The sequence below is a fragment of the Micromonospora sp. HM134 genome, assembly GCF_007833915.1.
Taxonomy (GTDB): domain Bacteria; phylum Actinomycetota; class Actinomycetes; order Mycobacteriales; family Micromonosporaceae; genus Micromonospora; species Micromonospora wenchangensis.
In genome coordinates this window covers 3,413,662-3,439,560 of record NZ_CP041061.1, presented here as the reverse complement: position 1 = coordinate 3,439,560, position 25,899 = coordinate 3,413,662, and the positions used below count along the sequence as shown (strand labels likewise).

Genomic DNA, 25,899 nt, shown 5'->3' with positions numbered 1-25,899 from the left:
CCGGGCCGGGCGGAACCCGCCCCGGGCGGGAACGGTTGCCGGCGGCGGGCGGGCGGCGGTCAGACCGTCGCGCCGTCCGGCCGGGCCCGGGGCGGCAGCGGCGGCAGACCGCACGCGGCGGCGAAGCCCTGCGCCTCGATGCCGAGCGCGACGTTGGTCCGGGCGTACTGGTTGGCCAGTGCGATCCACGCGGTCAGCTCGACCAGGCCCGCCGCGCCGAGGTGGGCCAGCAGCCGGGCGGACAGCTCGTCGGTGACCGTCGGCGGGGTCTGCGTCATCGCCTCGGCGTACTCCAGCACGTCCCGCTCCGCCGGGGTGAAGACGTCCGACTCGCGCCAGCGGGGCACCTCACGTGCCTTGCTCAGGTCGAGGCCGTCGTTGTGCGCCTGGAAGTACCCCAGGTCGAGGCAGAAGCCGCAGCCGATCCGGGCGGCCACCGCCATGTGCGCGTACGACTTGAGGTTCCGGTCGCAGGCGTGCCACCGGCGGGACCGCTGGCCGAGGCCGAGGCCGAACCGCAGCACCGGCCGGTGGTGCCACATCACCTCGAGCGACTCGGGCACGTCGCCGAACATCTTCCGGCTGAACCTCTTCAACACGGCACCGTAGAGGCCGGTGATCTCGGCCCTGGGAACCCGGGTGCTGCTCATGTCGCCTCCTGGTCGGCTGGTCTCGACAGGTAGACGCCCACCGCCGCCCCGGTGTGACAGGTCGGGCGCGGACGGTCAGGGCAGCCAGGACGCCTCCGTCGACGCCCGGGACGCCGCCTCCTCGTAGACCGCCAACGCCAGCCAGGACGCAGCGAACGCCTGCCCGTCGTCGTCGGTGAGCCGCCCGAAGGCATCCCGGGGCCGGGCCCGGGCCGCCGATCCCAGCGCGGCGAGCAGGTGCGCGCCCAGGTCCAGGCGGGCCAGCCGCAGCTTGCGCTCCGTCGGGTCGGCCAACGCCTGGATCGCCCGGCCACCCGAGACGACCCGCTCCACCTGCCGGCGCAGCAGCCCCAGGGCGGGATCGCCGAGCCGGGGACGCGGCACGGCCGCGTCCGGGACCGCGGGCCGGTCGGGCGGTGGCACCGCCGCCGCGTCGTCCCCCGTCCTGAGCTGGCTCGTGTGCAGCCGGTCGTAGCCGAGGTCGGCGTGACCCGCCCAGCTCGCCGGCAGGGTGAGCCCCGGCCCGTCGCCGTCGACCGGTCCCACGGCGAGCGCCTGGACGGTCGCCCGGCGGGTCGGATCGAGCCGGCCCACCAGGCGCAGCCGCGCCCCCACCGCCTGCCCCAGCAGGCGCAGGTTGGCCCGGTGCGGCAGGGCGGCGTGCTCGTCGGCGACGGTCAGCGTCAGGACCGCCCCGTCGCCGGTGTCGACCAGGACGGTGTGGTCGTGCCCGCCGAGCACCCGTACGGTCAGGAAGAGCAGGTCGGCACCGGCGGGACGCTCCGGCAGCGGCAGGGCCACCGCGCCGAAGGCCCGCCGGACCTGGTCGGGCAGGGGCTGCGCCCAGAGCCCGGCGAGGGGTTCGTCGGCCCAGCCGACCCCGGCGGCCCGCGCCGCCCGGACCGCCCGGCCGGCACCCAACTGCCCCGACTCCGAGGCGGTGCCGCCGGACACCACCAGCCCGGCCCGGGTGAGCTGCCGGTGGCTGAGCCCCGACTCGCCCACCGCCACGGTCGCGTCGCCCGCGCCGGCGGCCCGGCCCACGTCCCCCGGGGCGAGGTCGGCGACCGTCCAGAGTCGACCGTCGCGGTCGGCCAGGTAGGTGACCAACCCGGCGTACCCGGAATCGGCCACCACCGGGACCGTGCAGAGCCCGAACAGTCGCAGGCCGGCCTGCGGGTCGTAGGCCCGCCGGGCGGTGCCCAGCAACGCGCCGAGGTCACCGGCGGGCGCGTCCCCGCGCAGCCGGCGGGACACGGCCAGCAGTTCCCGCAGGTCGTCGGTCAGGTCGGCCAGCCGGTGCTGGGGTTCGCCCTCCCGGGCGGCCCGCAGCCCCGCCGCGACCCGGGTCCCGGACGCCGCCGCCCGGTGCAGGCCGTTGGCCCGGGCCTCGTGCACCGCCCGCAGCAGGGCGGTCCGCAGCACCACCCCGCAGCCGACGGTCCCCGCCGCGAGCACCGCCACACCCACCTGCCACAGCCCGTCGGCGGCGGCCCGCTGCCGCCCGGTGGGCGCGGGGACCGACCCGGCAGCGTCCGGCACCGCGTCGCCGGTCGCCCCGGTGGGCGGGTCGGCGGCGACAGCCGGGTCGACGGGCCGGCCGGCGGCCGGCGGCCGGGCCGCCCCGTCCACCTCCACCGGGGCCGCGTCGTCCACCGGGGCCAGGGCGAGCACCGCCATCCGGTGCAGGCAGTTCGGCGCGAGCAGGCAGCTGCACCGGGCGTCGGCGGCGCGGCGCACCGCCCCGTCGACCGTCACCAGGGTCACCGTGGTCGCCTCGTCGACCCGGACCGTCACCCCATCGGCCGTGCCGGTGACCGGCCAGCCGCCGGCCCGGACGACCGCGTCGTCGACCTTGCGGCGCAGCCGGGCGGGCAGCGCGTCCAACGCCTCGGCCAGCACCGGGGCGGTCACCGGCGGCAGGCCGGTCACCGCCGCACCTGCTCCCCGACCCACCGGGCCAGCTCCAGCGGGCCCAACGCGGCCACCGGCATTCCCGCCGCGACCAGCTGACCCGCCGCCGCCACCGAGTACCGGGGTCGACCGGTGTCGTCCAGGCTGGCGCAGCCCAGCACCTGACAGCCCGCCTCGACCAACGCCCGGGTCTCGGCCAGCAGACCACCCATCGGGTACCCCTCCTCGAAGTCGCTGATCACCACCACCATCGTCCGCTGCGGAACGGTGACCAGGGACCGGGCGTAGCGCAGCCCGGCCGCGATGTGCGTGCCCCCGCCGACGCTGACCTCCAGCAGCAGGGCCAGCGGGTCGTCCACCCGCTCGGTCAGGTCCACCACCTCGGTGGAGAAGGCGACGAAGTGCGTGCTGAGCGCCGGGACGCCGGCCAGCACGGCGGCGGTGAGCGCCGACCAGATCACCGACTCCTCCATCGAGCCGGAGACGTCGACGACGAGCACCAGCCGCCAGTCCACGCCCCGGCGGGCACGGGTGCGGAACACCGGCCGGTCCGGCACCAGCAGCATCCGGCCCTGCTCGTCACGGCGGGCCGTGGCCAGGTTGGCGCGCAGCGTCCGGGGCAGGTCCAGCGGCCCGCCCGGCCGGTAGGTGGGCCGGGGGGTGGTCAGCCCGGTCAGCGCCGGGCGCAGCCGGGCGGCCAACTGCCGGGTCAGCTCCGCCACGATCCGGGCCACCAGCGGGCGCAGCCGCGCCACCGTGGACTCCGGCAGCCCACCGGCGAGGGTGAGCACGTCACGGAGCAGTTCGACGGACGGGCGGACCGCCGCCGGGTCCAGCTCGGTGGCCGCGTCCAGCCGGCCCGCCTCCACCGCCCGGGCCAGCACCTCCTCGCGTACGCCGGGGCCGAACAGGGCGGACAGTTCCTGCGCCCACTCCCGTACGCCGGGGAACGATGCCTCCCGGCCGGCGCGACCGGCCGCCTCGGCCGCCGCCCCCTCGCCCCGACCCGCCCCGTACAGCTCGTCGAGGGCGGTGGCGTACCGGCGGGCGCGCGGCCCGACCCGGGTCGACTCCCTCCCGAGCACCAGCCGCCACCGGTCCACCGTCGACAGCCCGCCGGCCGGGGTACGCCGGGTGGCCTGCCGCGTCACGTCCACCACCGGTTCCGGCGACGGGTCCGCCGGCTCGGGGGCGAGCAGGCCCTGCGCCAGGAGCGCCCGGCGTCCCGCCGCGTCGGCCCGCAGCCGGACCAGCAGGGCGTCCGGGTCGTCGAGCACCGCGACGTCGACGTCCGGGCCGGCGTCGTCGAGCCGGCCCCGGACCACCTCCAGCAGCCGGTCCCGGCCGGCCGGGCTGACCACGTGGAAGCCGGCGCGCAACGCCGGCAGCCGGGTCAGGAACTCCTCGTCGGGCAGCGTCTCGACCCGCTCCAGGAGCCCGTCGAACACCTCGCCGCTGGCCCGCAGCAGCGGTTCGGCGACGACCAGCAGCCCGGTCAGGTGGCCCTGGAGCTGCTGCCGCCCGGCGGGCGTGGTCGCGGTGTCCACCCAGGACGCGACGAGTCGTCCGAAGGCGGCGGGTTCCCGCAGGCACAGCAGCACCTGCACCGCCCCGGCGGCGGCGGCCATCAGCGGGGTGCCCCGGGCGGCGAGCCGGGCCAGGCAGTCGGCCAGCCGCAGCCCCGCCCCGGCGGCGTCGGCCCGCTGGGCGAGCGTGGCCAACGCCTCGGCGTCGGCCACGTCCTGCGCGCCGGCCAGCCCGTCGACCTGCCGGACCGCCGCGCTCTCCAGCGCCTCGGCGACCCGGCCCAGCTCGTCCGGCGGCAGGTCGGAGCCGCCCGGCAGGTGGCCCAGACGCAGCCGGTCGAGCAGCGCCAACGCGGTGACCAGTTCACCGAGGGTGCCCTCGGCCGGCACGGTGACCGCCACCTCGGCGAGCCGGCGGGCGGCCAGCCCGGTCAGGTCGCACCGGGCGGCGTCCGCCAGCCCGGTGATCACGGCGGCGACGGTCGGGCCGTCCTCGGCGCGTTCCCGCCGTCGCCGCTCCACCAGGGCGCCCTCGGTGGCCTGGCCGAGGGTCACCCCACGCAGCCCGGCCACCTCGATCGTCGCCTCGGTCCGGGGCGACCACTGCACCCGCCACCGGGTGGTGACCGGGTCCACCCCGCCGACGCCCGTGCCGCCGACCTGTTCGGCGTACGCGACGGCACAGACCTGGAGCCGGTGCAGGGTGATCTCCCGCCGCCGGTCGAGGGCGGAGCGCAGCGGGTCCAGCCGCAGCTCCCGGGCCGGGTCGCCGGCACCGGGCAGCCGCAGCCCGGCCAGCAGCTCGCGGACCGCCGGGGCCAGCCCGGAGCGGGGGGTGCCGGGGGCCAGCACGCCGCGCCGGTCCCCGACGAGCACCTGTTCCATCGCGTGGGCCACCGCCCGGCCCCGGCCGAGCACCTCGCCGTGGGCCAGCACGCTCTGGATCGCCTCGACCAGTTCGCCCCGGCCGGGCGCGGGCAGGCCGCGCAGCCGGGCCAGGTCGAGCGCGAGCCGGACGGTCTCCCGGGCCTCACCCGGGCCGGCCGGGTGACCGGCCCGGCGGATCGCCGCGCAGACCGCCACCACGGCGTCCGTCGTCGCCGACTCGACGGCGGCGGGGTCGCCGTCGGCGGTGAGGACCGACTGCTGCCACTGCGGGTCGCGGATGCCGGCCGGATAGCCCGACCGGGCGTCCAGCAGCCCGAACGTGTACGGCACCAGCGAGGTCACCACCGCCGGCGCGCCGGCCGGGCCGGCCGGTGGCGGGGCGTCCTCCCCGGTCAGCAGCGCCGGGGCGTGGAACGCGCCGACCAGGGCGGCGACCCGGCTCGGCCCCGCCTCGGCCAGGCACTGCCGCATCCGGGCCTCCCGCCGCAGGTCGAGGGGGGACACCCCGGGTCCCCGCTCGGCGTCGGCGCGCAACGCCCAGCCGACCGCGAGCGCCGCACGGCGTACCGCTTCCGGGTCGGCGCCCGGGGCGCGGGCCTCGACCGACCGGTCCCACAGGTCCTCGTCGGCCCGCCCGCTGCCGGCGGCGCGCAGCGCGTCGGCGAACGACCGGCCCGGCGTCGGTGCGGCACCCGGTTCGCGCTCCCGCCAGGCCGGGTCGGTCAGCGGCAGGTCACACGGTACGACCGGGACCCCGTTGCGGGCGGCCCAGCGCACCGCGACCAGTTCCGGGGAGAAGTCGGCGAACGGGTAGAACGCCGGCCCGCCGCCGTCGCCGAGGACCCCGGCCAGCGCCACCGGGGCGGTGGTGGCCGGGTCGGCGAGCCACGGCAGCCATTGCCCCAGCTCCGGCGGGAGTTCCAGGAGCAGCACCTCGGGTCGGTACCCGGCCAGCAGCCGGGGCAGGGCCACCGCCAGCGCGGGCGAGTGGTGCCGTACCCCGATCAGGTACGGCCGGCGGTGCCCGGCCAGCGCGGCGACCGCGACCGTGGGGTCGACCGGCGTCGGCACCCCGGTGGCGGGAGCGGTCGGGTCAGTCGGTGAGGACATCGCGCAGTTCCCACAGCCGCCGCCACAGGCGCGCGCCGTCCTCGGCCCGCCGCCGGACCGCGCCGTCCCAGTAGCCGAGCAGCTTGGCCCCGTCGGCCGGGTCGTCCTTGCGGACCACGCCGAGCAGGTGCCCCGGCAGCAGCGACACCACGTCCCGGTCGCCGGGGAAGTAGGCCGCCGCCAGCGCCAGCGACGACGCGACCGCCACCGCCTCGGCGGTGCTCATCACGGTGGACGGCCGCTCCACCTCCCAACCCTCCACCGACTGGCCGGCCCGCAGGTCGCGGAACGCGGTGACCAGCGCCTCCAGCACGGCGTCGTCGACGGCGAACGGGGCGCGCACCCGTTCCAGCGTGGCGCGGGCCTGCCGCTGCACCAGGGCGATCTCCTGGGCCAGGTCGCCGATCGGGCCGACGGTCTCGAAGTTGAACCGGCGTTTGAGCGCCGCCGACATCTCCGACACCCCCCGGTCGCGCAGGTTGGCGGTCGCGATGAGGGTGAACCCGGGCGCGGCGGGGACGGTGGCGTCGGCGGTGCCGGACAGTTCGGGCACCGCGATCCGCCGGTCGGACAGGATGGACACCAGGGCGTCCTGGACCTCCGGCAGGCAGCGGGTGATCTCCTCCACCCGGGCCACCGCGCCGGTGCGCATCGCGGACAGGATCGGCGAGGGCACCAGCGCGGCGGCGCTCGGCCCGTGCGCCAGCAGCAGGGCGTAGTTCCAGCCGTAGCGGAGCTGGTCCTCGGTGGTGCCGGCGGTGCCCTGCACGACCAGTTCGCTGCTGCCGCAGATCGCGGCGGACAGCAGCTCCGACAGCATCGACTTCGCGGTGCCCGGTTCACCGACGAGCAGCAGGCCCCGTTCCCCGGCGAGGGTGACCACGCAGCGTTCGACCAGCGCCCGTTCCCCGACGAACTTGGTGGTCACGGTCGCCGTGCGGGGCAGGTCGTCGCGGCGGGCCTGCCGGGGCAGTTCCAGTGCGACGCCGCCGCTGCCGACGATGAACGTGACGACCGCGCGGGGGGTCAACCGCCAGCCCGGCGGCCGGGGTCCGTCGTCGTACGCGGCGAGGAACGCCAGTTCGGCGGCGTACGCGTGCTCGGCCGGCTGGACCTGGCGAGCCGCCGGGGTGGTCGTGGTGGTCATCGGCGCCCTTCCGTAACAAGATCGTCGAAGCGGGGTGCGTCGCCGTCGCGCAGCCGGGCCCAGGCGAGCGCGAACAGGCGGGGCGCGGGGGCGACCGGGGAGACGATGCCCAGTGCGGTCACGCCGCCCTCGCCCCCGATCAGCAGCGGGAGTTTCCACCGTTCCAGCGGCAGCAGCGGCGCCTTGAGCGCCAACCAGCCGCCGGGCAGGAACAGCGACCGCCCGGCCCGGGGCCGCTTCGCCGCGACGACGTGCGCGGTGGCGGCCAACTCGGCGCGGGCCGCCTTGAGCCGGGCCGGCTTCCAGCCGGTCCACCGCGCCACGTTGCGGTCGGTCGGGTCGGGCAGGGCGAGCAGTTGCAGGTAGAGCGCCGCGGCGTCGACGCCCAGCCCGAGCGTCGCGGCGACCGTGGCGACCAGTTCGGGGTCGGAGCGGGTCGGGTCCTGCGCGAAGCCGTCGTCCATCGCCGGGACGACGTGCGACACCACCTCGGTGAGCTGGCCGCCGACCAGGGCCCGCAGGGCCGCGAGCAGCTGCTCGTTGACGTGGTCGAGGCGGGCCCGCAGCACGGCCAGCGCCGGATCGTCCGTTCCGGACAGCCGGGACGGGTACAACCGGACCCGGTGCCAGCGGTCGGCCGGCGGGACCAGCACCGGGCCGACCTCGGTGCCGGCCGGGCCGGTCGTCACCGGCAGGCCGAACGCGGCGGTGAACGCCGACAGCTTGGCGCCGTCGACGTGCCCGACGGCGACGGTGAACCCGGGGTCGGTCAACCGCTGCCGGGCCAGGTCGGCGGCGACCGGCAACGCCGCCCGGATCGGGTCGTCGACGGCCAGGTGGTACGCCAGCCACGGCAGCGTCCTGGTCAACGCGATCAACGCGTCGTCGTCGTCGACGCCGGTGTCGGCACCGGCCAGCCACCGGCCGGTGGCCGCGTTGGCGACCCAGTGGACCACCGTCGAGGCCGGCAGCGGGCTGGTCACCTCGGCCCGGTCCACTCCGACGATCACGTCGTCGGGCACGGGTCGCCGTGGCCCGTGCCGCCGGACCCACTCCTCGACGATCAGATCCTGTCGGGGCCCGTCGACCCACAGCCGCGCCGGGTCCTCGGGGATCAGCTGTCCGAGGAGGGTGGCGAAGGCCTGCCGACCGCGACCGCCGGTGCCCCAGAACCGGGCCGCCGCGGCAGCGGCCGCCGGGTCGGGCAGTTCCAGGATGGTCCGCAGTTCGGCGGGGGCCTTCTCCCAGGTGAGCCGGGGCAGGCCCGCCAGCAGCAGCACCGCCTCGGCGTGGCTCATGCCCGCCGCCTCGGACAGCGTGCGGGCCCACCCGGGGTGCCACTCCAGCGGCCCGTTGACCCGGGCGAGCCGGACGAACTCGTCGAGCCGCTGCGACGTGACGTCACCGGTTGCCAGGATCTCCTCCTCGGTGATCCGGAAACCGGGCACGGCCGAGAACCGTCCGGTCGGCGTCCAGTCGAGCACGTCGACCTCCCGGTCGTCGGTGTCGACGGCGAGCACCAGCAGCCGCCGGCCGGCCACGGTCAGCACCTGTCCCCGGACCTGGTCGACCGGCTGGTCGGCGTCGGCGACCAGGGTGGCCCGCCGCAGCCGGCTACCCGGGGCGAGGAGCCCGGAGCGGGCGCACACCTCCAGCAACGTCAGCAGCGCCTCGCGGACCTCGGACAGGCAGATCGGGGCCACCGCCCGGTACATCGCGGCCGGCAGCACCCCCAGCAGGTCGAACCAGTCGAGATCACCGTCCAGCTGGCCCCGGGCGTCCGGCGTCGGGTCGGTGCCGGTGAGCGCGGCACCCGCGCGGGAGATCAGCCGCAGGGAGCTGTCCTCGGCGCTGTAGCAGTACTGGATCAGCCCGGCGAGCCCCTCGGAGAGAAGCCGGTCGACCGCCGGCGACGCGGCCGGGGCCTCCTGCGCCGGCAGTGCGTTGTCCTGCTCGCCGTCGAGCACGGCGGCCAGCGTGCGCAGCCGCGCCACCTGCCCGGCGGCCCGGGTGACGAGCCCGGCGACCCCGGCGACGAGGGCGGGCGCGGTGAGCTGCGGCAGGTGCCGGCCGACCAGGGCACGCACCTGCGCGGCGTCCAGCCCGGCCGCCTCGGCCAGCAGGGCGCCGGCCTGCGCGTCGGTGACGGCGCGCAGCGCCGCCGAGCCGGCCTCGTCGCGGGGCCGCAGGAAGTGCCAGTACTCCGCCGGCGGCACCAGCCGGCTGCCGGCCGCGAAGGCGGACCGCTCGTCGCCGGACGGGTAGCGCCCGAGCACGAAGCCGTCCTCGGCGCAGATCAGCAGCTCGCCGCCGGTGCCCCGGCCACGGCGCAGCAGCCCGAACGTGGTGTCCGCGCCGGGGAACCGCACCGCCGCCGCGAGCCTGCCGTCGGCGGCACCCGCCGGCAGGACGAACGACAGCCCGTTCACGGCCTCGCCGGACCAGCCGCCGTCCGCCGCGCGGCGGACCCGCCAGCCGGCCAGCCCGTCGGCGCGGCCCAGCGGGCTGTCGGACGACCGGGTGGGGCGCAGCCAGGACGCCTCGGCGTCGAGGGGTCGACCGTCGACGGTGCCGTCCTCGAAGAACGTCGGCCGGGAGAACCGGCCGGCCTCGCCCGTCGCGGGGTCGTACTCGCGCCAGCCCAACGGGTGGTCGGCGGCGCGCACCCAGTAGGTGTCGCCGTCGCTGATCACCCGGCCGCCGGTCCGCTCGGCCCGGTCGCCGACGCGCAACGGACGCCGGCCCAGGGTGCGCCCGCCGCCGGGCAGCGGCAACGACAGCTGCGGGTAGGTGGTGAAGGCGTCGTCGGCCAGGGTGAAGATGTCGTCCGGGGTGCCGCTCCAGTAGGCGGCCCGGTCCCGGCCCCGGTCCCAGCAGACCAGCAGCTGCCCGTCGACGTGGCGCAGCACCAGCCGCCAGCGGTACCGGTTCTCCCCGGCCGGGATCCGCATCAGGTGTTCCTGTTCCACCCCGTCCGGCCCGATGACCGCCACCAGGTCGCCGGTGAGCAGCAGCAGGTAGGGCCACTGACCGGTGAGCTGGACGTCCGCCCCCGACTCGCCGAGCCGTTCGGCGGCGGTGTCCAGGGCGGGCCAGCCGTACTCGTCGAGCAGGCCGGAGCGCAGCGTACGGCCGAGGACCGGGCCGAGGTCGTGGTCGACGAGCCGCCGTACCGCGTCGGGGTTGACCGCGAAGCCGGTCGGGCAGGCGACCGTGCCGACCCGGTCGAGGTGCTGGTCGAGCGCCGGCAGCCCCTGCCGCCCGACGGCGTCGGCGAGGGTGTCCAGCCAGCGCCGCAGGGCGGTCCGCAGGCCGGGCACCGCGACGATCTCCCGTACCCGGGGCGTCGGGTCGCGCAGGTCCCGCCCGCCGGTGCGCAGCCGCCGTTCGACGCCCTCGACCAGCATCGGCAGGAACCGGGGGTCGGCGGCGACGGCGACCAGGTCACGCCGGCCGTCGGTGTCGTCGGACAACCAGTTGTCCAGCCGGTGCCGGGCGTCGCCGGTCGGCTCCGCGACGGGCACCCCCAGCGCCAGGCAGGTGTCGAGCAGGTCGAGGTCGACGGCGTCGTGGTCGCGGCAGAGCGCGACCGGCACCCCGTCGGCCTTGAGTCGTCCCGCCATCCGCTCGACCAGGGCGAGCAGCCCGGGGTGCCGCTTGCGGACCCGCCAGGAGCGGCGTTCCCGGTGCTCGTCGAAGCGGCGCAGCCAGCCGGCGGGCCCGTCGGGCGACTCGGCCTCGGCGGGGACGTCGCCCGCCGGCCCGGTCAGCGCGCGGGTGGCGTCGGCCTCCTCCAGCACCGCCAGCCAGACGTCGTCGCCGCAGTTGCGGGGGGTGAGCCCGAGCAGCCGGCCGCGCAGCGCCGGGTCGGCTGCGGCGAGCCGGGCCAGTGGCTGCCGGTAGGCCGTCCAGAACGCCTCCGGGGCCCGGTGCAGGGCCGGGGCGGCGAGCAGCTCGCCGAGCACCCGCTCGTCCTCGGTGGCCGGGTCGAGGCCCGCGGCGCGGGCCAGCCGGCGCAGGTCGGTGTGCATCGCCGCGTACGGCGGCAGGCCGCCCAGGGTGCGCTCCACGCACAGCCGCAGGAACATCGCGTACGCGTCGGTGGGCGTGCGCCGGGCCGCCAGGTCCCGGGCGTGGCCGGAGAGCGCCTTCGCGGTCAACGCCCCGGCCAGCGCGAACTCCAGGAACACCGCGTGCTGGCGGTCCTCGTCGATGGTCAGGCCGTAGGCGCGTTCGGCGTCGCGGGCCTTGCCGAACATGGTCGCCGCGTGGGTGACGCTGTCGGCGGCGAGGAACGCCCGGCCGGCCTCCTCGTAGAACGTCGGCAGGAAGTGCGGCACCGACCGGGCCAGCCGCTCGCCGAGGGCGTTGAAGCCGTCCTTGGCCGGGCCGACCCGGGACCGCGCCGTGCGGGCCAGCCGCTCGATCTCCTTGACCAGGGCGAGCGCGTGGTGGCCGTTGGCCGGGTCGTGGACCAGCGCCCAGGCCGGGAAGCCGAGCGCCTGCTGGCGGACCACGCCGACCGGGGTCACCCGCTGCGGCCGGGCGAAGCCCAGGAACTCCATGGACAGGTCCTCGGCCTCGCCCAGCGCGTCGCTGACCAGCCGGACCACGGTCCGTCCGGCGAGGACGGGGTGGGTGTAGCGGCGGGCGGTCAGGGTGTCGCTGGTGTCGTCCTTGGCCACCACCGTGCCGACGGGCAGTACGGCGCCCGCCTCCAACAGGTCCGTCGGGTCGACGCTCACTGGTCCTCCTCCTGCTCTGCTGCCACGACCCGGCCGGCGTACAGCGCGGCGGCCATCCGGGTTCCCTCCGACCAGGCCACCGGGCCGACCTCGCCCAGCGGCAGGGCGGTGCCGTGCCGGTCGGTGAAGACGAGGTCACCGGTCTCGGTCTCGTAGTACGGGTCGTCCGCGCCGACCCAGGAGCGGGCCTCGACGGTGACACCGTTCTCGACGATCCGGCACACCGCGTTGCCGCCGCGTACCGGGTAGCCGAGCGACGTCGCCCGGGCGGTCAGGTGCCGGAGCTGGTCGTACCGGCCGCCGGCGTAGCCGCCGTAGCGGGTCGCCGTCGCGTCGACGTCCGCCCCCCGGACCCAGGTCTGCCGGAAGAGCTGGTCGACGGACTGTCGCACCTGGAGTTCGGCGGCGAACTCCCGCAGGTCGTCGAGGTCGTCGAGGGTGACCGGGTGGGGGATGACGACCCGGTCGGCGCTGCGGCGGACGCTGTCGCCGTCGAGGTCGACCAGACCGACCTGACCGTCGACCACCTCGCGGAGCAGGCCCACGCCGTCCGGGTCGCGCCGGCCCTCGTCGTCGAGCACCGCGACGACGAGGTCGGTGAGCGCGGTGCGCCACGCCTCGTCCGGCCACACCTCGGTCAGGACCGCGACCGGCACCGGCAGCGAACGCACCATCCAGCGTTCGATGTCGGTGCGGCACTGGGTCTCGTGCCGGGTCAGCCATTCGGTGAGCTGCCGCAGCCCCACCACGGTCGGATCGTCGCGCAGGGACGCCGGCACGGAACGCAGTTCCCGCCCCTTGGCGTTCCGGGCGACGACGTCGCCGTCGCGGAGAGTGACCTGGTAGCCACCCGACACCTCTGACCATCCCATGTGGACACCCCACGTCTCGACGAAAGAAGACACCGGAGGCTAGCCCACCCGGGCGACAAAGTCGGGCGGTCGTCCCGGCACCCGGCGACGGCCCCGACGACGACACGGCCGACTCACTGTCGGTGACCATCGACGGGTGTGACGGGAGATGTCCACCGGACGACGTCGTCCCGTCCGCCCGGTGCCGCCACGCCGCACCCGTGACCGGCAAGGCTTCGCGGACCGGGTCCACCGGCGACCGAGGGGCCGCCCGGCGACTCGGCACCGGCCCGGGGCGCGACCCGGGCCCGCCGCGGACGACCGTGGAACCCCGCCGGCACAGGGATCGTGGAGCACGCCCGGCGGCTCACCGCCAGTGATGATTCTTACTCGACGACGGCCGCCGACAGCACTGTGACCGGCGGGGCGAATGAGCCGGGTGGGACCACCGCGAGTCAGGACACCGGGGCGACAACGACGCGTCCGGGCTGCCCCGACGCCGAGAACTGACCGAACGGACAGTGACCCACCGTAGCCTTTCTGCTGTCGGGCGGCTGTTCGACGGACAGCCGGCGGGGCGGCCGGATCGGCACTCTGGGGTCATCCCCGTTCACCTTCCGTGAGGGCCACCGACCATGTCGCAGCTCCTGCCCGCCGCCCGGGCCGACGTCCCGACCAGCGCGCCCGCCTCCCCCGCCACCCTGCCGGAGCCGGCCGCCGCCGTCGCCGCCAGCCCCGGGGCCCGCACCGCCGTGGTGGGCCTCGGGTACGTGGGCCTGCCGACCAGCCTGGCCCTGGTCGCCAGCGGCGCCCGGGTGACCGGGGTGGACATCTCCCCGGACCGGCTCGACGACATCCGGGCCGGCCGGGCCGACCTGCTCGACGACGACCGGGAGCGGCTCCGCGAGACGCTGCGGGCCAGCGACCCGGCGCTGCGCCTCACCACCGCGCTCAGCGAGATCGCCGACGCCGACACGGTGCTGATCTGCGTGCCGACGCCGGTGGACCGGCATCTCGCGCCGGACCTCACCGCCCTGCGGGCGGCCTGCGCGGCGGTGGTCGCCCACGCCCGCCCCGGCCAGACCATCGTGCTCACCTCCACCAGCTACGTCGGCACCACCCGCGAGCTGCTGGTCGCGCCGCTGGCCGCCCGGGGCCTGCGGGTCGGGCAGGAGGTCTTCGTGGCGTTCGCCCCGGAACGGGTCGACCCCGGCAACGACCGGCACCGGCAGGAACTCACCCCCCGGGTGGTCGGCGGCACCACCCCGGACTGCACCGCGCGGGCCGCCGCCGCGCTGGCCCGGATCACCCCGCTGGTGCACCGGCTCGGCTCGCCCGAGGCCGCCGAGATGACCAAGCTGCTGGAGAACACCTTCCGGGCGGTGAACATCGCCCTGGCCAACGAGTTCGCCGACCTCTGCCGGGACCTGCACCTGGACGTCACCGAGGTGATCGACGGGGCGGACACCAAGCCGTACGGGTTCATGGCCTTCCAGCCCGGCCCGGGGGTGGGCGGGCACTGCATCCCGTGCGACCCGCACTACCTGCTCTGGCAGGTCCGTGGCCAGCGCCGGGAGGCGCCCCTGATCGAGACCGCGATGCGGGGGATCGCCGCCCGCCCCCGCCGGGTCGTCGAACGGGTCCGGGAGCTGCTCGCCGGGGCGGGCCGTCCCCTGCTCGGGGCCCGGGTGCTGCTCGCCGGGGTGACCTACAAGCCGGGGGTCGCCGACGTCCGGGAGTCCCCGGCGCTGGAGATCATCGGTGAGCTGGTCCGGGCCGGCGCGCAGGTCGGCTTCGTCGACGACCTCGTCGACACGGTCCGCACCCCCGACGGCCAGACCCTGCACCGGGTCGCCGACCCGGCCGACCGGGAGTGGGACCTGGTGGTCGTGCACACCCGCCAGTCCGGCCTGGACGAGGCGTGGCTGCGCGGGCAGCCGATGGTGCTCGACGCCACCTACCGGCTGGCCGGGCTGCCCCGGCGGGAGGTCGTCTGAGATGCCGGTGACCGCCCCGGTCCGGCGCGGCCTGCGTCGGCTGCTCACCGTGCTCGCGCTGCTCCCGCTGATCGTGCTGCTGGCCCGCCAGCTGCCCCAACTGCCGTACGCCCCGCTGCTGGCGTTCTACGGCTTCGCCGTGCTCACCGCCACCGTCGGCGTGTTCTACCTGGCCTACGCCCGGTACGTCGACCCCGCCGAGGCCCCGGCGCAGCCCCGGCACGCCGCCGCGTTCCCGCCGCTGCCGCCGTCCCCGACGGTCAGCCTGCTGGTGGCGGTGAAGGACGAGGCCGACGGCATCGAGGCGTGCGTCCGGTCGATGACCGGCAGCGAGCACCGCCCGTTGCAGGTGATCGTGGTCGACGACGGCTCCACCGACGGCACCGCCGAGGTGCTCGACCGGCTCGCCGCCGAACTCCCGGTCACCGTGCTGCACCTGCCCCGCAACGTCGGCAAGAAGCGGGCCCTGGTGCACGCCGCCCGGCACGCCACCGGTGAGGTGCTCGCCTTCACCGACTCCGACTGCGTGCTCGCCCCGGACGCGGTGGGACGCTGCGTCGAGGCGCTGCTGCGTCGACCGGACCTCGGCGCGGTCAGCGGCCACGCCCGCGCGCTCAACCCCGACGAGTCGCTGCTCAGCCGGGTGCAGGACGTCTGGTACGAGGGCCAGTTCCGGGTTTCCAAGGCGGCCGAGGCGTCGTTCGGGGCGGTCACCTGTGTCTCCGGCCCGCTGGCGGTGTTCCGGCGGGAGGCGGTGCTCAACTACCTGCCCGCCTGGGCGGCCGACCGGTTCCTCGGCGGCGAGTTCCGGTTCGCCACCGACCGGCAGCTCACCGGCTACGTGCTGGGGCAACGCTGGATCGGCGACCGGCTCAAGGCGCGCTTCGCCGACTCGCCGTTCGTCCGCGACGAGGACCATCCGCCGCGCGCCTGGCGGGTCGGCTACGTCCGTTCGGCGAAGGTGTGGACCACCGTGCCGGCCCGGCTGCGGCCGTTCCTGCGCCAGCAGACCCGCTGGAAGAAGAGCTACGTGCGGAACCTGTTCTTCACCGGCACGTTCATGTGGCGGCGGGGCGCCGGCCCGGCCGCGCTCTACTACGGGCACGCGCTGTGGGTGGCGCTGGCCCCGGCGATGGCCTTCTCCCACCTGGTCTGGGCGCCGCTGCGCGGCTGGTGGGCGGTGCCGCTGCTCTACCTGTGCGGGGTGCTGCTCAAGGGCACCGCGTGGGGGCTGGCCTACCGGCTGGACAACCCGGGCGACCCGCGCTGGGCGTACCGGCCGCTGATGAGCGTGCTCTCGGCGACCGTGCTGTCCTGGCTGCTGCCCTGGTCGGTGGGGACGATCCGGCGTGGCGTGTGGTCCCGGAGCACGGTGTGAACGCCGGGCGGCGGTTGCTGGCCGGGCTGGCCCGGGTGGCGCTCGCCCTCGCCGGGGTGGCGGCGCTGGTGCTGCTCTACGCGGTGGTGTTCACCCGGGGTGAGGTGCTCCGGTGAGCCGGCTCTGGCCGCGCGCGCTCGGCGGGCTGCTGTCGCTGGTCACCCTGCTGGTGGTGGCGGCGCCCTTCGGCGTGTCCTGGTATCTCGACGACCTGCGACGCCACGTCAGCGGGCAGCACGACACCCCGGTCACCCGGGTCGACCCCGCCGACCTGCGCCGCTTCACCGAGACGGCCGGGCGGCTGCCGGAACGGGCCGCTCCGGTGGTGGTCGCCTACCACGACATCCGGCCGCACGGCGACGACCCGGCGGCGACCGAGCCGACCGGCCGGGAGCACTACGTGGTCACCCCGGAGGCGTTCGACGCCCAGCTCACCGCGCTGCGCACCGCCGGCTACCGGACGATCTCCTCGGCCCAGTACGTCGACTACCTGCGCGGTGGCAGCGTCCCGCCCCGGTCGGTCTACCTCACCTTCGACGACGGCACCCGGGGGCTGTGGGCGTACGCCGACCCGATCCTGAAACGGCACCGGATGGTGGCCGCCTCCTATCTGATCACCGGGCAGGTGGGCACCCACCGGCCGTACTACCTGAGCTGGGCGGAGATCGACCGGATGCGCCGCTCCGGCCGGTGGGACTTCCAGGCGCACACCCACGACCTGCACACCCGGGTGCAGACCGCACCGGGGCGGCTCGGCTCCCCGCTGACCCACCGGCGCTGGGAGCCGGACACCGGCACGAAGGAGAGCCTGGCCGCCTACCGGCAGCGGTTGACCGCCGACCTCGACGCGATGTTCGCCGCGTTCACCGCCCACGGCCTGCCCCGGCCGCGACTGTTCGCGTACCCGTTCTCCGAGATCGGGGACGCGACGACCGACCCGCAGGCCGCCGCGTTCAGCCGCGACCTGATCGCCGCGCGGTTCGTCGCCGCGCTGACCAACAAGTCGCTCGCCCCGCAGCCGAGCAGCCGCCGGTCGGCGGCCGACGGGCAGGTCGAGCGGGCCGAGGTGTACGCCCGGACCACCACCGCCGAACTGGTCAGCGCCGTCGTCGAGCGCACGGCCGTGCCCGCCGTGGTGACCGACCCGTTCGCCCGCGCCTGGGACTGGCGTGACCAGCACGGCGAGCCGATGACCGAGCTGTCCCCGCTGACCGGTGGCCGGTTCCCCGCCGACAGCCCACGCCGCGCCTACGGCACCCTGCTCGCGTACGCCAGCGCGGACTGGACCGGTTACACGGCCGACGCCACGGTGCGCGGCCTGCGCGCCGACGGCGGCACGGTGACCCTGCTGGTCGGGGTGAACGGCGACGCCACGGTCGCGGTACGGGTGACCCACGGCCGGGTGGCGGTGCTGCGCGCCGGCACGGTGGTCGCCGAGGCCACCGTGGACCCGGCCGCCACCCACCGGGTCACGGTCACCGTGCGCGACGGCGTGACGGTGGCCCGGGTCGACGGCGGCCCGGCCCTGCGGGTGTCCACCCCCACCGGGCCGGGGGCCACCGGCGGGTTGGCGGTGGCGATCGACGACACCGAGGGACGCGCCCACCCGTCGGTCGCCACCCTGGCGGTGACCGCCGCCGGGTGAGCGGCGGTCACTCCCGCCAGCCGGCCAGCTCGACGCCCTTGCCGAGTTCGACCCGGAATCCGAGGGTGATGTCGCCGCCCTCCCCCGGCCCGAGCCGCAGCCGCCAGGTCAGCTCGCCCAGCTCGGTGCGCTCGTCCGGCGGCGGGACGACGGTGGCCTCCCGGACGGTCACCGCCTCGTCGCGGGAGACCGGCAGCTGGTCGCGGACCTCCACCGTCGCCGGTCGCGGGGTGTGGTTGGCCACGCTGATCCGGTACTCCACGTCCCGCCGCCGGGTGGAGCCGAGCGCGGCCCGGGTGTCGGAGCGCCGGGTCAGCTCGCGTTCCACCCGGACCCGGTCGTCCACCCCGAGCGCCACCTCGGTCTCCTCGCCGGGCGCCCAGGTCGGCAGGCGGGTGGTGGCGACGAAGTCGGCGTCGTGGAACACCGCCGCCGGGCCGGGCAGCAGGGTGTGCGTGGAGGTGTTGCGGACCGTCGCCCGCAGGTGCGCCTCGGCGGCCCGCAGCGGCACGGTCACGTGGTCGAGGCGGACCGGCAGGTCCAGCACGGCGATGACGGCCCGGTAGGCGCTGCCGTCGGCGGGCACCGCCACCGGGCGGGCCGGCCGGTAGGTCGCGGCGGTGACGCCCTGCTCGACCTCGGCGACGCTGTCGCGCACCACCGGGCGTGGCTCGCCCGCACGGGCCGCCCCACCGCCGCCGGCCGGGGCCGCGCCCGGCGCGGGCGGTGGCGGCGCACCGAAGCTCGCCGCCGCCCGCGCCACCGGCACCGGCCGGACCCGGTCGAGGTACCAGGGCGACAGTTCCGGTACGCCGGCGGTCGCCGCCGGTCGGGCGGTGGAGAGCTGCAGCGCGCACTCCGGCCAGTCCTCGCCGGTGTCCTGGGTGACCAGGGCGGACCAGGTGACCGTCATGGCGTCCCCGACCAGCCGCAGGTCGTAGGAGGACTGCCAGCGCGCCCCGTCGACCAGGTAGGTCAGCTCCAGGTCCACGGTGGTGTCGTCGGCGTCCACCGCCACCGTCACGTCGGCGGCCAGCCGGTCCGGTTGCCGCTTGCCGCCCGCGTCGGCCAGCTGCCGCTGCACGGCCGACAGTTCCTCGGTCAGCTCGGTGCGCCGCCGGGCCAGCCCGCGTCGGCGGCGGTGGGAGTCGGTGAGCTGGGCGGCGACCGCGTCGGCGAAGGACGTCACGTCGGCCGGGGCGGCGTCACCGGCGGCCAGCGTGCGGGCGTACGTGCCGCCGGCCCGCTCGGCCAGCCGGGTCAGGAACTGTTGCCGCTGCGTCTCGACCTCGGCGGCGTCGTCGATCTCGGCGAGTTCGTCGGCCAGTTCCCGGGCCCGCCGGGTGAGCGCGTCGACCTGACCGTCGGTGCTGCGGGCCTGCCGCCAGGTGCTCACCTCCACGCCGAGGACGGTGGCCGCGCCTCCGCCGCCGGTGCGCAGCGAGTCCCGGCGCAGCCGCAGCGGCAGCGGGGCGATCCGGAGCCGGTGCTCACCGGCGGCCAGCCGGATGCTCGCCCGGCGGGTGACCCGGGCCCGGTCCGGATACACGGTGACGGCGACCACGGGTGCTTCGATCTCCACAGCGTCCACGGCGGCGAGGGTAGCCGGGGCGCGCACGCCGGCCGGAACGACGGGTGGGCCGGCTACGCCGCTGGGAGGCAGACGATGTCGAGGCGACGCGGGCCGTGCACGCCCTCCACCCGGCTCAGCTCGATGTCGCTGGTCGCGGACGGGCCGGAGATCATCGTGAGCGGGCGGGTGGGGTCGGGCAGGGCGCGGACCAGGTCGGGCACGTCGGCCACGATCTGCGCGGCCCGGACCACGCAGACGTGGTGGTCGGGGACCAGGGTCAGCAGGCGGCGGCCCTGCGCCGGGCCCCCGTCGAGGACCAGGGTGCCGGTCTCGGCGACGGCGAGCGCGCAGCCGGTGAGCACGGCCAGACCGGGCGCGTCCAGGTCGGTGGCGGTGAGCGTGTCGCCGGGGAGGGTGGGCGGGCCGAGCCGGCTGGTCCACTGTGCCGGCGTCCCGGGCGGCAGCACCACGGCGGTCGCCCCGGCGAGCAGGGTGGCGAGCAGGTCGGGCAGTTCCGTGGCGGTGCAGGGGTGCACCCCGGCGCGGTAGTCGCCGGCCCGCGCGGCGAACAGCGCGCACAGTTCAGGAGTCATGGGTGCGGCTCCACCAGTCGCGGAAGGACTCCGGGGCCGGCAGCGGGGCGTCGCGGTGTGTCGTCCAGGCCGACAGTGGCCAGGGGGCCCGGCGTAGCCGCCCGCCGTGCCGCCGGCTCAGCACCCGCAACGGCCGGCCGCCGGCGCGGGCCGTGCGCAGCGCCGCCCGCCACCGCCGGCGGTCGCGCATCGTCCAGGCGAGCCACGCCATCACCGCGCGTTCGGCTGCCGGCTTCGGCCCCGTCTGGCGCAGGTGCACCAGGATCGCCGGAATATCGATCTTGACGGGGCAGACGTCGTAGCAGGCCCCGCAGAGCGTCGAGGCGTACGGCAGGGTCGCGTTGTGGCCGGCGTCCTGCCCGGTGAGCTGGGGCGACAGGATCGCGCCGATCGGGCCGGGATAGACCGAGCCGTACGCGTGGCCGCCGACCCGCTCGTACACCGGGCACACGTTCAGGCAGGCCGAGCAGCGGATGCAGCGCAACGCCGCCCGCCCCACCGGGTCCGCCGCGATCCGGCGGCGACCGTTGTCCAGCAGCACGACGTGCAGCCGACGCGGCCCGTCGCCGGGGGTCACCCCGGTGACGATCGAGGTGTACGGGTTCATCCGCTCGCCGGTCGACGAGCGCGGCAGCAGCCGCAGGAAGTCACCGAGGTCGGTGAAGCGGGGCAGCAGCTTCTCGACCCCGACCACGGCGATCAGGGTGTCCGGCAGGGTCAGGCACATCCGCCCGTTGCCCTCGGACTCGACGACCACCAGGGAGCCGGTCTCCGCCACCGCGAAGTTGGCCCCGCAGATGGCGACCCGGGCCGACAGGAAGGTCCGCCGCAGGTACTCCCGGGCGGCACCGGCCAGCACCGCCGGGTCGTCCGAGTCGGCGGTGAAGCCGGGCATCCGGCGGGCGAACAGCTCGCGGATCTGCCCCCGGTGATAGTGGATCGCCGGCACCAGGATGTGCGACGGGGTGTCGTCGGCGAGTTGCACGATCAGCTCGGCCAGGTCGGTCTCCACCGCCGTGACGCCGGCCGCCGCGAGCGCCTCGTTGAGGCCGATCTCCTGGGTCGCCATCGACTTGACCTTCACCACCCGGTCGACGCCCTGCGCCCGGACCAGCTCGGTGACCACCGCGTTGGCGGCGGCGGCGTCCGTGGCGTGGTGCACCGTCGCCCCGGCGGCGGTGGCCGCCCGCGCGAACCGGTCCACCAGCTCGGGTAGCCGGTCGATGACGTCGTCCTTGACCCGGGCCGCCCGCTCGCGCAGCCGTTCCCAGTCGGGCACCTCGGCCACCACGGCGGCCCGCTTGTCCCGGATGGTGCGGGTGGCCCGGCCCAGGGTGGCCCGGAGCTGGGCGTCGCGCAGCGCGCCGGCCGCCGCCCGGGGGAACGGGGTGGCCGCCACGATGGGCAGGTGCCGGCCCTGCGGGGGCGTCATCCGGTCGCCCCCGGCCCGGTGGCGGCGAGGATCTCGGCGTAGTGGACGGGTCGCGGGGCGTCGGGTCGGCGGGCCAGGCCACCGCCGATGTGGGCCAGGCAGGAGCTGTCGGCGGCGGCCAGGTAGTCGGCGCCGGTGGCGACCGCGTGGGCGCACTTGTCGGCGAGCATCGCCCCGGAGACGGCGGCGTTCTTCAACGCGAAGGTGCCGCCGAAGCCGCAGCACTGCTCCGGCTCGGGCAGCGCCAGCAGTTCCAGGTCGCGCACGGCGGCGAGCAGCCGCAGCGGCCGGTCGCCCAGCCGCAGCATCCGCAGCCCGTGGCAGGTCGGGTGGTAGGTGACCCGGTACGGGAAGCGCGCCCCCACGTCGGTCACCGCGAGCACGTCCACCAGCAGCTCGGACAGCTCGTGCACGGGCAGCCGGGTGTGCGCCCGCAGGTGGGCCACGCAGGAGCCGGACGGCGAGACGACGACGTCGTGGCCGGCGAACACCGCCTCGGTGTGCCGTTCCAGGTCGCGGGCCGGGGCCCGGTGGCCGGTGTTGGCGTGCAACTGGCCGCAGCAGCTCTGCCCGGCGGGGAAGGTCACGGTGTGGCCGAGCCGCTCCAGCAGGGTCACGGTGGCGATGCCGACCCGGGGGAAGAACGCGTCGTTGAGGCAGGTGACGAACAACGCGATGCGCACCGTGTCCCCCTCGCCACGCCACCTTGCCATGCCCCCTCGCACGGCCGGGACGTGATTGACGGATTCTATATGATCTATGCAGTCGGCGCGGGGTGCGGCATCCTGCGCACCGGCGGGGCGGGCCGGCGGCCCGTCGGTCGTCGCGGCGTGCCGGCCCGGTGGGCGTCGGGCGCGGGTGGGCGTCCCCCGGCCCCCACCGCCCGTCGACGAGGTGCCGAGATGACGGATTTCCACGGCCTGGTGGCCGCCGTGACCGGGGGTGGCTCGGGCATCGGCGCGGCGGTCGCCGACCTGCTGGCCGTACGCGGGGCGCGGGTCGCCGTGCTCGACCGCGACCCCGGTGCCGGTGGGGCGCACCTGCGGCTCACCGCCGACGTCACCGCCCCGCTGGAGCAGACCATGGACCGGGTCGCGGCGACCCTGGGCGGTCTCGACGTGCTGGTCAACTGTGCGGCGGTCAGCGCGGTCGGTGCGGTGGAGGCCGCCGACGACGCCGAGTGGCACCGGTGTCTGGACGTCAACGTCGTCGGGGTGGCCCGCGCCTGCCGGGCGGCCCTGCCGCACCTGCGCCGCTCGACCAGCGCCGCCATCGTCAGCATCACCTCGATCGCCGCGACGGCGGGCCTGGTCGACCGGGCCGTCTACTCGGCCACCAAGGGCGCGGTGCACGCGCTCAGCCTGGCGATGGCCGCCGACCTGGTGGGCGACGGCATCCGGGTGTGCACGGTGGCGCCGGGCACGGTGGACACCCCGTGGGTGGCCCGGCTGCTCGCCGGAGCGCAGGACCCGGCCACGGAGAAACGTCGGCTGGCCGCCCGGCAGCCCACCGGCCGGCTGGTCACCGCCGACGAGGTCGCCCAGGCGGTGGCGTTCCTCGCCTCCCCGGTCTCCGGGGCGACCACCGGCACCGCGCTGGCCGTCGACGGCGGCATGTCCGGCCTGCGGCTGGTCCGCTGACCCGGGCGGGCGGCGCGGCCACCCGGGCGGCGGTCGGGCCGGTGCCGACCCGACGGGGAACGCCGGCAGCGGCGCCCCGGCCGGCGGTCAGGCCGCCGCCATCGTGACCCGCTGCCGGCCCAGGCCGTCCACCTCGACCTCGACCACGTCACCGGGACGCAGGTAGGGGAACCGGCCGGACAGGGCGACCCCCTCCGGCGTACCGGTGTTGATCACGTCGCCCGGGTCGAGGACCGTGTACTGCGACAGGTGCCAGATCAGGTATGCCACGTCGAAGATCATGTCTGCGGTGCGGGAGTCCTGCCGGGGCTCGCCGTTGACCCAGGAGCGCAACCCGAGATCCTGCACGTCGGGGATCTCGTCCGGGGTGACCAGCCACGGGCCGAGCGGCTGGAACGTCTCGCAGGACTTCCCCTTGGACCACTGGCCACCGGAGTCGCGCAGCTGGAAGTCGCGTTCGGACACGTCGTTGGCGACCAGGTAGCCGGCGACGTGGGCCAGGCTCTGCGCGGGCGACTCCAGGTAGCGGGCCCGCCGGCCGATGACCACGGCCAGCTCCACCTCCCAGTCGGTGGCGGTGGCGCCCCGGGGCACCAGCACCTCGTCGTACGGGCCGACCACGGTGTTGGGTGCCTTGTAGAAGACTATCGGCGTCTCGGGCGGGGCGACGCCGGACTCGGCGGCGTGCGCGGCGTAGTTCTGCCCGACGCAGAGCACCACACCGGGCCGGGCCACCGGCGGGCCGACCCGCAGCCCGGTGACGTCCAGCTCCGGCAGGTCGCGGGCCGCCCGGACCCGGTCGGGGCCGCCGGAGGCGAAGAACGCGCCGTCGATGTCGGGGGTGAGCGCGGACAGGTCGTGGTGCCGGCCGTCGGCGTACAGCACCGGCCGTTCCGCGCCGGCCGGGCCGACCCGCATCAGCTTCATCCGATGGCCTCTCCACGATCCGGCACGGCGTCGACGCCATCCAGGATGGTAGATCACCCAGAACCACACCCGTCACGGTGCCGCAGCGCACCCGCGCTGCGGCACCGTGACGGGAGGGCTCGGGCCGGCGGCTGCCGGACCCGCTGCCGCGCGGGTCCGGCGGTCGCCGGCCGACCGGTCAGCTCGACGTGGTGGCGGGCTCCCCGGCACCGCTCTCCGGCCCGACGGCGACCGGAGTGGCCTGCCGGTCGGCCAGGTGCCGGCGCAGCGACCAGGTCACCGCCGCCGCCCAGAGCACCGCGACGACCAGGTAGCAGGCGTACCGGACGGCGTCCGGGGCGCCGATCCACTCGCTGCGCAGCAGGGTCCGGATGTTGGTCAACACGATGACCCCGCCGACGGCGGAGCCGAGCACCCGTGGCGGGACCAGGCGCACCAGCCAGGCGGCGATCGGCGCGGCGATCATGCCGCCGAGCAGCAGCGCGCCCACCCAGCCGAAGTTGATGTTCTCCGAGCCGATGCCGACCAGGAAGCCCAGGCTGGCGGCGACCGCCACCAGGAACTCGCTGGTGTCGATCGAGCCGATCACCCGGCGGGGTTCCAGTCGGCCGCTGGCCAGGATCGCCGGGGTGCCGACCGGCCCCCAGCCGCCGCCCCCGGTCGCGTCGACGAAGCCGGCGACGAGCCCCAGCGGGCCGAGGAAGCGCTTGCGCAGGGGCAGGCCGACCCGGTCGCGGGGCAGGCCGGCGACGGTGAACCGGATCAGCACGTAGAGACCGAGGGTGAGCAGGATCAGCGACATGATCGGGGCCGCGGTCGCGGTCGACAGGCTGGACAGGAAGGTCGCCCCGGCGAACGCCCCGATGGCGCCCGGCACACCGACCCGGCGGACCACCGTCCAGTCGACGTTGCCGAACCGCCAGTGGGCGGCGCCGGAGACGAGGGTGGTGCCGATCTCGGCCAGGTGGACTGTCGCCGAAGCGCTCGCCGCACCTGTGTTGAGCGCCAGCAACAATGTGGTGGATGTCACGCCGTACGCCATCCCGAGACTGCCGTCGACCAGTTGTGCACCGAGGCCGACGAGGGCAAGAAGAAGCAGGCTACGCACAATTACCGCCGATCCGGAAGGGGAATTGGGAAGGCCTGCCCGGCCGGGGCGGACCACCGTCGCGGTGACGGCCGTCCCGGCTGGTCGCGGCCTGTGCAGAGGTCGGTGCTGCCGGAGGAATCGCCCCCGCAGATCGCGTGCCGCCGGTGGGTACGACCACCCGGCGGACAGCGCATGAAACGTTCGTTAAGGGAGTACGTCAACCGTCGTCATGGGGTGGCGTCTTGCCAGCCCAGAGCCGTTATCGGTGACGCCTGCAGGGCTTCGTCGCCCGGTCGGCGGTCACCGCCGAGGTCAGCGGCGGCGGGTGGGACGCACGCGCCGTCGGCAATCAATCCGCGTCCCACCAGGGAGTTTAAAGATCGAAACCAATCCCACCTCGCCTCACGAATGCCACAGCTAATCGATGGGTAATGACGGCATGAATACCGATACGGATCTTTGATGTACACCGCAATCGATGGCAAGACCCGTTCCACATAGTGGGATACGGGAAGGATCGATCTCCACTACCAGGGACTTCGCGGTTGCCAGAAAACAGTTTGGAAATAAAACCGCAAATGACTGGACAAGCATCGGTGCCACGATCTGGTGGCAGCGACGTTGCATCGACGAACATCGTGCCTGCTTAGCCCGACGGCATATCCGGTAGCCTTGGTAGGAAATCTTCAACCCAAGCCCGTTGATCGTTGGATTTAACCGGGCTGTAACTGGGCGACGTTAGATTGTGACGCAGCGCGACATTGACTGCGGCAAATCAGCACCGCGCTCGCCG

At 75.9% G+C, this 25,899-nt stretch carries 16 protein-coding genes; 4 read left to right on the top strand and 12 right to left on the bottom strand.

Annotated elements, in window-relative coordinates; all coding sequences use genetic code 11:
* Positions 1–59: 59 nt before the first annotated feature.
* From FJK98_RS14725 to FJK98_RS14700, 6 genes are all read right to left on the bottom strand, one after another.
* The gene (locus tag FJK98_RS14725) at positions 60–650 is read right to left on the bottom strand and encodes a carboxymuconolactone decarboxylase family protein (RefSeq protein ID WP_145919522.1); all 591 of its coding nucleotides are present in this window, start codon (positions 648–650) and stop codon (positions 60–62) included.
* A gap of 75 nt (positions 651–725) precedes the next feature.
* Positions 726–2,582, bottom strand: a complete 1,857-nt coding sequence (locus tag FJK98_RS14720) for a hypothetical protein (RefSeq protein WP_145919521.1) — start codon at positions 2,580–2,582, stop codon at positions 726–728.
* Positions 2,579–6,088 carry a DUF5682 family protein gene (locus FJK98_RS14715; RefSeq protein ID WP_145919520.1) on the bottom strand — a complete coding sequence of 1,170 codons (3,510 nt, stop codon included), beginning with the start codon at positions 6,086–6,088 and terminating at the stop codon, positions 2,579–2,581. Before FJK98_RS14715 ends, FJK98_RS14720 begins: the two co-directional genes overlap by 4 nt.
* Positions 6,072–7,235 carry an AAA family ATPase gene (locus FJK98_RS14710; RefSeq protein ID WP_145919519.1) on the bottom strand — a complete coding sequence of 388 codons (1,164 nt, stop codon included), beginning with the start codon at positions 7,233–7,235 and terminating at the stop codon, positions 6,072–6,074. The genes FJK98_RS14715 and FJK98_RS14710 overlap by 17 nt, the downstream gene beginning before the upstream one ends.
* Entirely contained in the window at positions 7,232–11,980 is a 4,749-nt protein-coding gene (locus FJK98_RS14705; RefSeq protein ID WP_145919518.1) for a hypothetical protein, read from the bottom strand. Before FJK98_RS14705 ends, FJK98_RS14710 begins: the two co-directional genes overlap by 4 nt.
* Complete coding sequence (locus tag FJK98_RS14700) at positions 11,977–12,852, bottom strand: DUF4132 domain-containing protein (protein ID WP_145919517.1); 876 nt, start codon at positions 12,850–12,852, stop codon at positions 11,977–11,979. The genes FJK98_RS14705 and FJK98_RS14700 overlap by 4 nt, the downstream gene beginning before the upstream one ends.
* A gap of 614 nt (positions 12,853–13,466) precedes the next feature.
* On the opposite strand from FJK98_RS14700, the gene FJK98_RS14695 reads away from it, so the two are divergent.
* The 3 genes from FJK98_RS14695 (at position 13,467) to FJK98_RS14685 (ending at position 17,851) form a co-directional block, all read left to right on the top strand.
* Positions 13,467–14,828, top strand: a complete 1,362-nt coding sequence (locus FJK98_RS14695; protein WP_145919516.1) for a nucleotide sugar dehydrogenase — start codon at positions 13,467–13,469, stop codon at positions 14,826–14,828.
* Between the two features lies 1 nt (position 14,829).
* A complete protein-coding gene (locus FJK98_RS14690; protein ID WP_145919515.1) occupies positions 14,830–16,206 on the top strand; it encodes a glycosyltransferase in 1,377 nt (458 codons plus the stop codon).
* Between the two features lie 112 nt (positions 16,207–16,318).
* The gene (locus FJK98_RS14685; protein WP_145919514.1) at positions 16,319–17,851 is read left to right on the top strand and encodes a polysaccharide deacetylase family protein; all 1,533 of its coding nucleotides are present in this window, start codon (positions 16,319–16,321) and stop codon (positions 17,849–17,851) included.
* 7 nt (positions 17,852–17,858) lie between these two features.
* Here FJK98_RS14685 and FJK98_RS14680 read toward each other — a convergent pair whose 3' ends face one another.
* The 4 genes from FJK98_RS14680 to FJK98_RS14665 are packed head-to-tail and all read right to left on the bottom strand — an operon-like array spanning position 17,859 to position 22,132.
* Entirely contained in the window at positions 17,859–19,442 is a 1,584-nt protein-coding gene (locus tag FJK98_RS14680) for a DUF4139 domain-containing protein (protein WP_145919513.1), read from the bottom strand.
* A gap of 53 nt (positions 19,443–19,495) precedes the next feature.
* A complete protein-coding gene (locus FJK98_RS14675; RefSeq protein ID WP_145919512.1) occupies positions 19,496–20,017 on the bottom strand; it encodes an LUD domain-containing protein in 522 nt (173 codons plus the stop codon).
* On the bottom strand, positions 20,007–21,449 hold the full coding sequence (locus tag FJK98_RS14670; protein ID WP_145919511.1) for a lactate utilization protein B: 1,443 nt from the start codon (positions 21,447–21,449) through the stop codon (positions 20,007–20,009). The genes FJK98_RS14675 and FJK98_RS14670 overlap by 11 nt, the downstream gene beginning before the upstream one ends.
* Positions 21,446–22,132 carry a (Fe-S)-binding protein gene (locus tag FJK98_RS14665; RefSeq protein ID WP_145922762.1) on the bottom strand — a complete coding sequence of 229 codons (687 nt, stop codon included), beginning with the start codon at positions 22,130–22,132 and terminating at the stop codon, positions 21,446–21,448. The genes FJK98_RS14670 and FJK98_RS14665 overlap by 4 nt, the downstream gene beginning before the upstream one ends.
* Positions 22,133–22,351: 219 nt before the next feature.
* On the opposite strand from FJK98_RS14665, the gene FJK98_RS14660 reads away from it, so the two are divergent.
* Complete coding sequence (locus FJK98_RS14660; protein WP_145919510.1) at positions 22,352–23,089, top strand: SDR family NAD(P)-dependent oxidoreductase; 738 nt, start codon at positions 22,352–22,354, stop codon at positions 23,087–23,089.
* Positions 23,090–23,176: 87 nt separating this feature from the next.
* On the opposite strand, the gene FJK98_RS14655 is transcribed toward FJK98_RS14660, so the two are convergent.
* Positions 23,177–24,016, bottom strand: coding sequence for a fumarylacetoacetate hydrolase family protein (locus tag FJK98_RS14655; protein ID WP_145919509.1), 840 nt, complete (start codon positions 24,014–24,016; stop codon positions 23,177–23,179).
* A 178-nt stretch (positions 24,017–24,194) separates the two neighbouring features.
* Positions 24,195–25,127 carry a sulfite exporter TauE/SafE family protein gene (locus tag FJK98_RS14650; RefSeq protein WP_370517083.1) on the bottom strand — a complete coding sequence of 311 codons (933 nt, stop codon included), beginning with the start codon at positions 25,125–25,127 and terminating at the stop codon, positions 24,195–24,197.
* Between the last annotated feature and the right edge of the window lie 772 nt (positions 25,128–25,899).

Excerpts from the sequence above, each read along its gene's own strand:
- FJK98_RS14725 (WP_145919522.1), bottom strand. The coding sequence starts at position 650 with ATGAGCAGCACCCGGGTTCCCAGGGCCGAGATCACCGGCCTCTACGGT.
- FJK98_RS14715 (WP_145919520.1), bottom strand. The coding sequence starts at position 6,088 with ATGTCCTCACCGACTGACCCGACCGCTCCCGCCACCGGGGTGCCGACG.
- FJK98_RS14710 (WP_145919519.1), bottom strand. The coding sequence starts at position 7,235 with ATGACCACCACGACCACCCCGGCGGCTCGCCAGGTCCAGCCGGCCGAG.
- FJK98_RS14700 (WP_145919517.1), bottom strand. The coding sequence starts at position 12,852 with ATGGGATGGTCAGAGGTGTCGGGTGGCTACCAGGTCACTCTCCGCGAC.
- FJK98_RS14695 (WP_145919516.1), top strand. The coding sequence starts at position 13,467 with ATGTCGCAGCTCCTGCCCGCCGCCCGGGCCGACGTCCCGACCAGCGCG.
- FJK98_RS14690 (WP_145919515.1), top strand. The coding sequence starts at position 14,830 with ATGCCGGTGACCGCCCCGGTCCGGCGCGGCCTGCGTCGGCTGCTCACC.
- FJK98_RS14675 (WP_145919512.1), bottom strand. The coding sequence starts at position 20,017 with ATGACTCCTGAACTGTGCGCGCTGTTCGCCGCGCGGGCCGGCGACTAC.
- FJK98_RS14670 (WP_145919511.1), bottom strand. The coding sequence starts at position 21,449 with ATGACGCCCCCGCAGGGCCGGCACCTGCCCATCGTGGCGGCCACCCCG.
- FJK98_RS14660 (WP_145919510.1), top strand. The coding sequence starts at position 22,352 with ATGACGGATTTCCACGGCCTGGTGGCCGCCGTGACCGGGGGTGGCTCG.
- FJK98_RS14655 (WP_145919509.1), bottom strand. The coding sequence starts at position 24,016 with ATGAAGCTGATGCGGGTCGGCCCGGCCGGCGCGGAACGGCCGGTGCTG.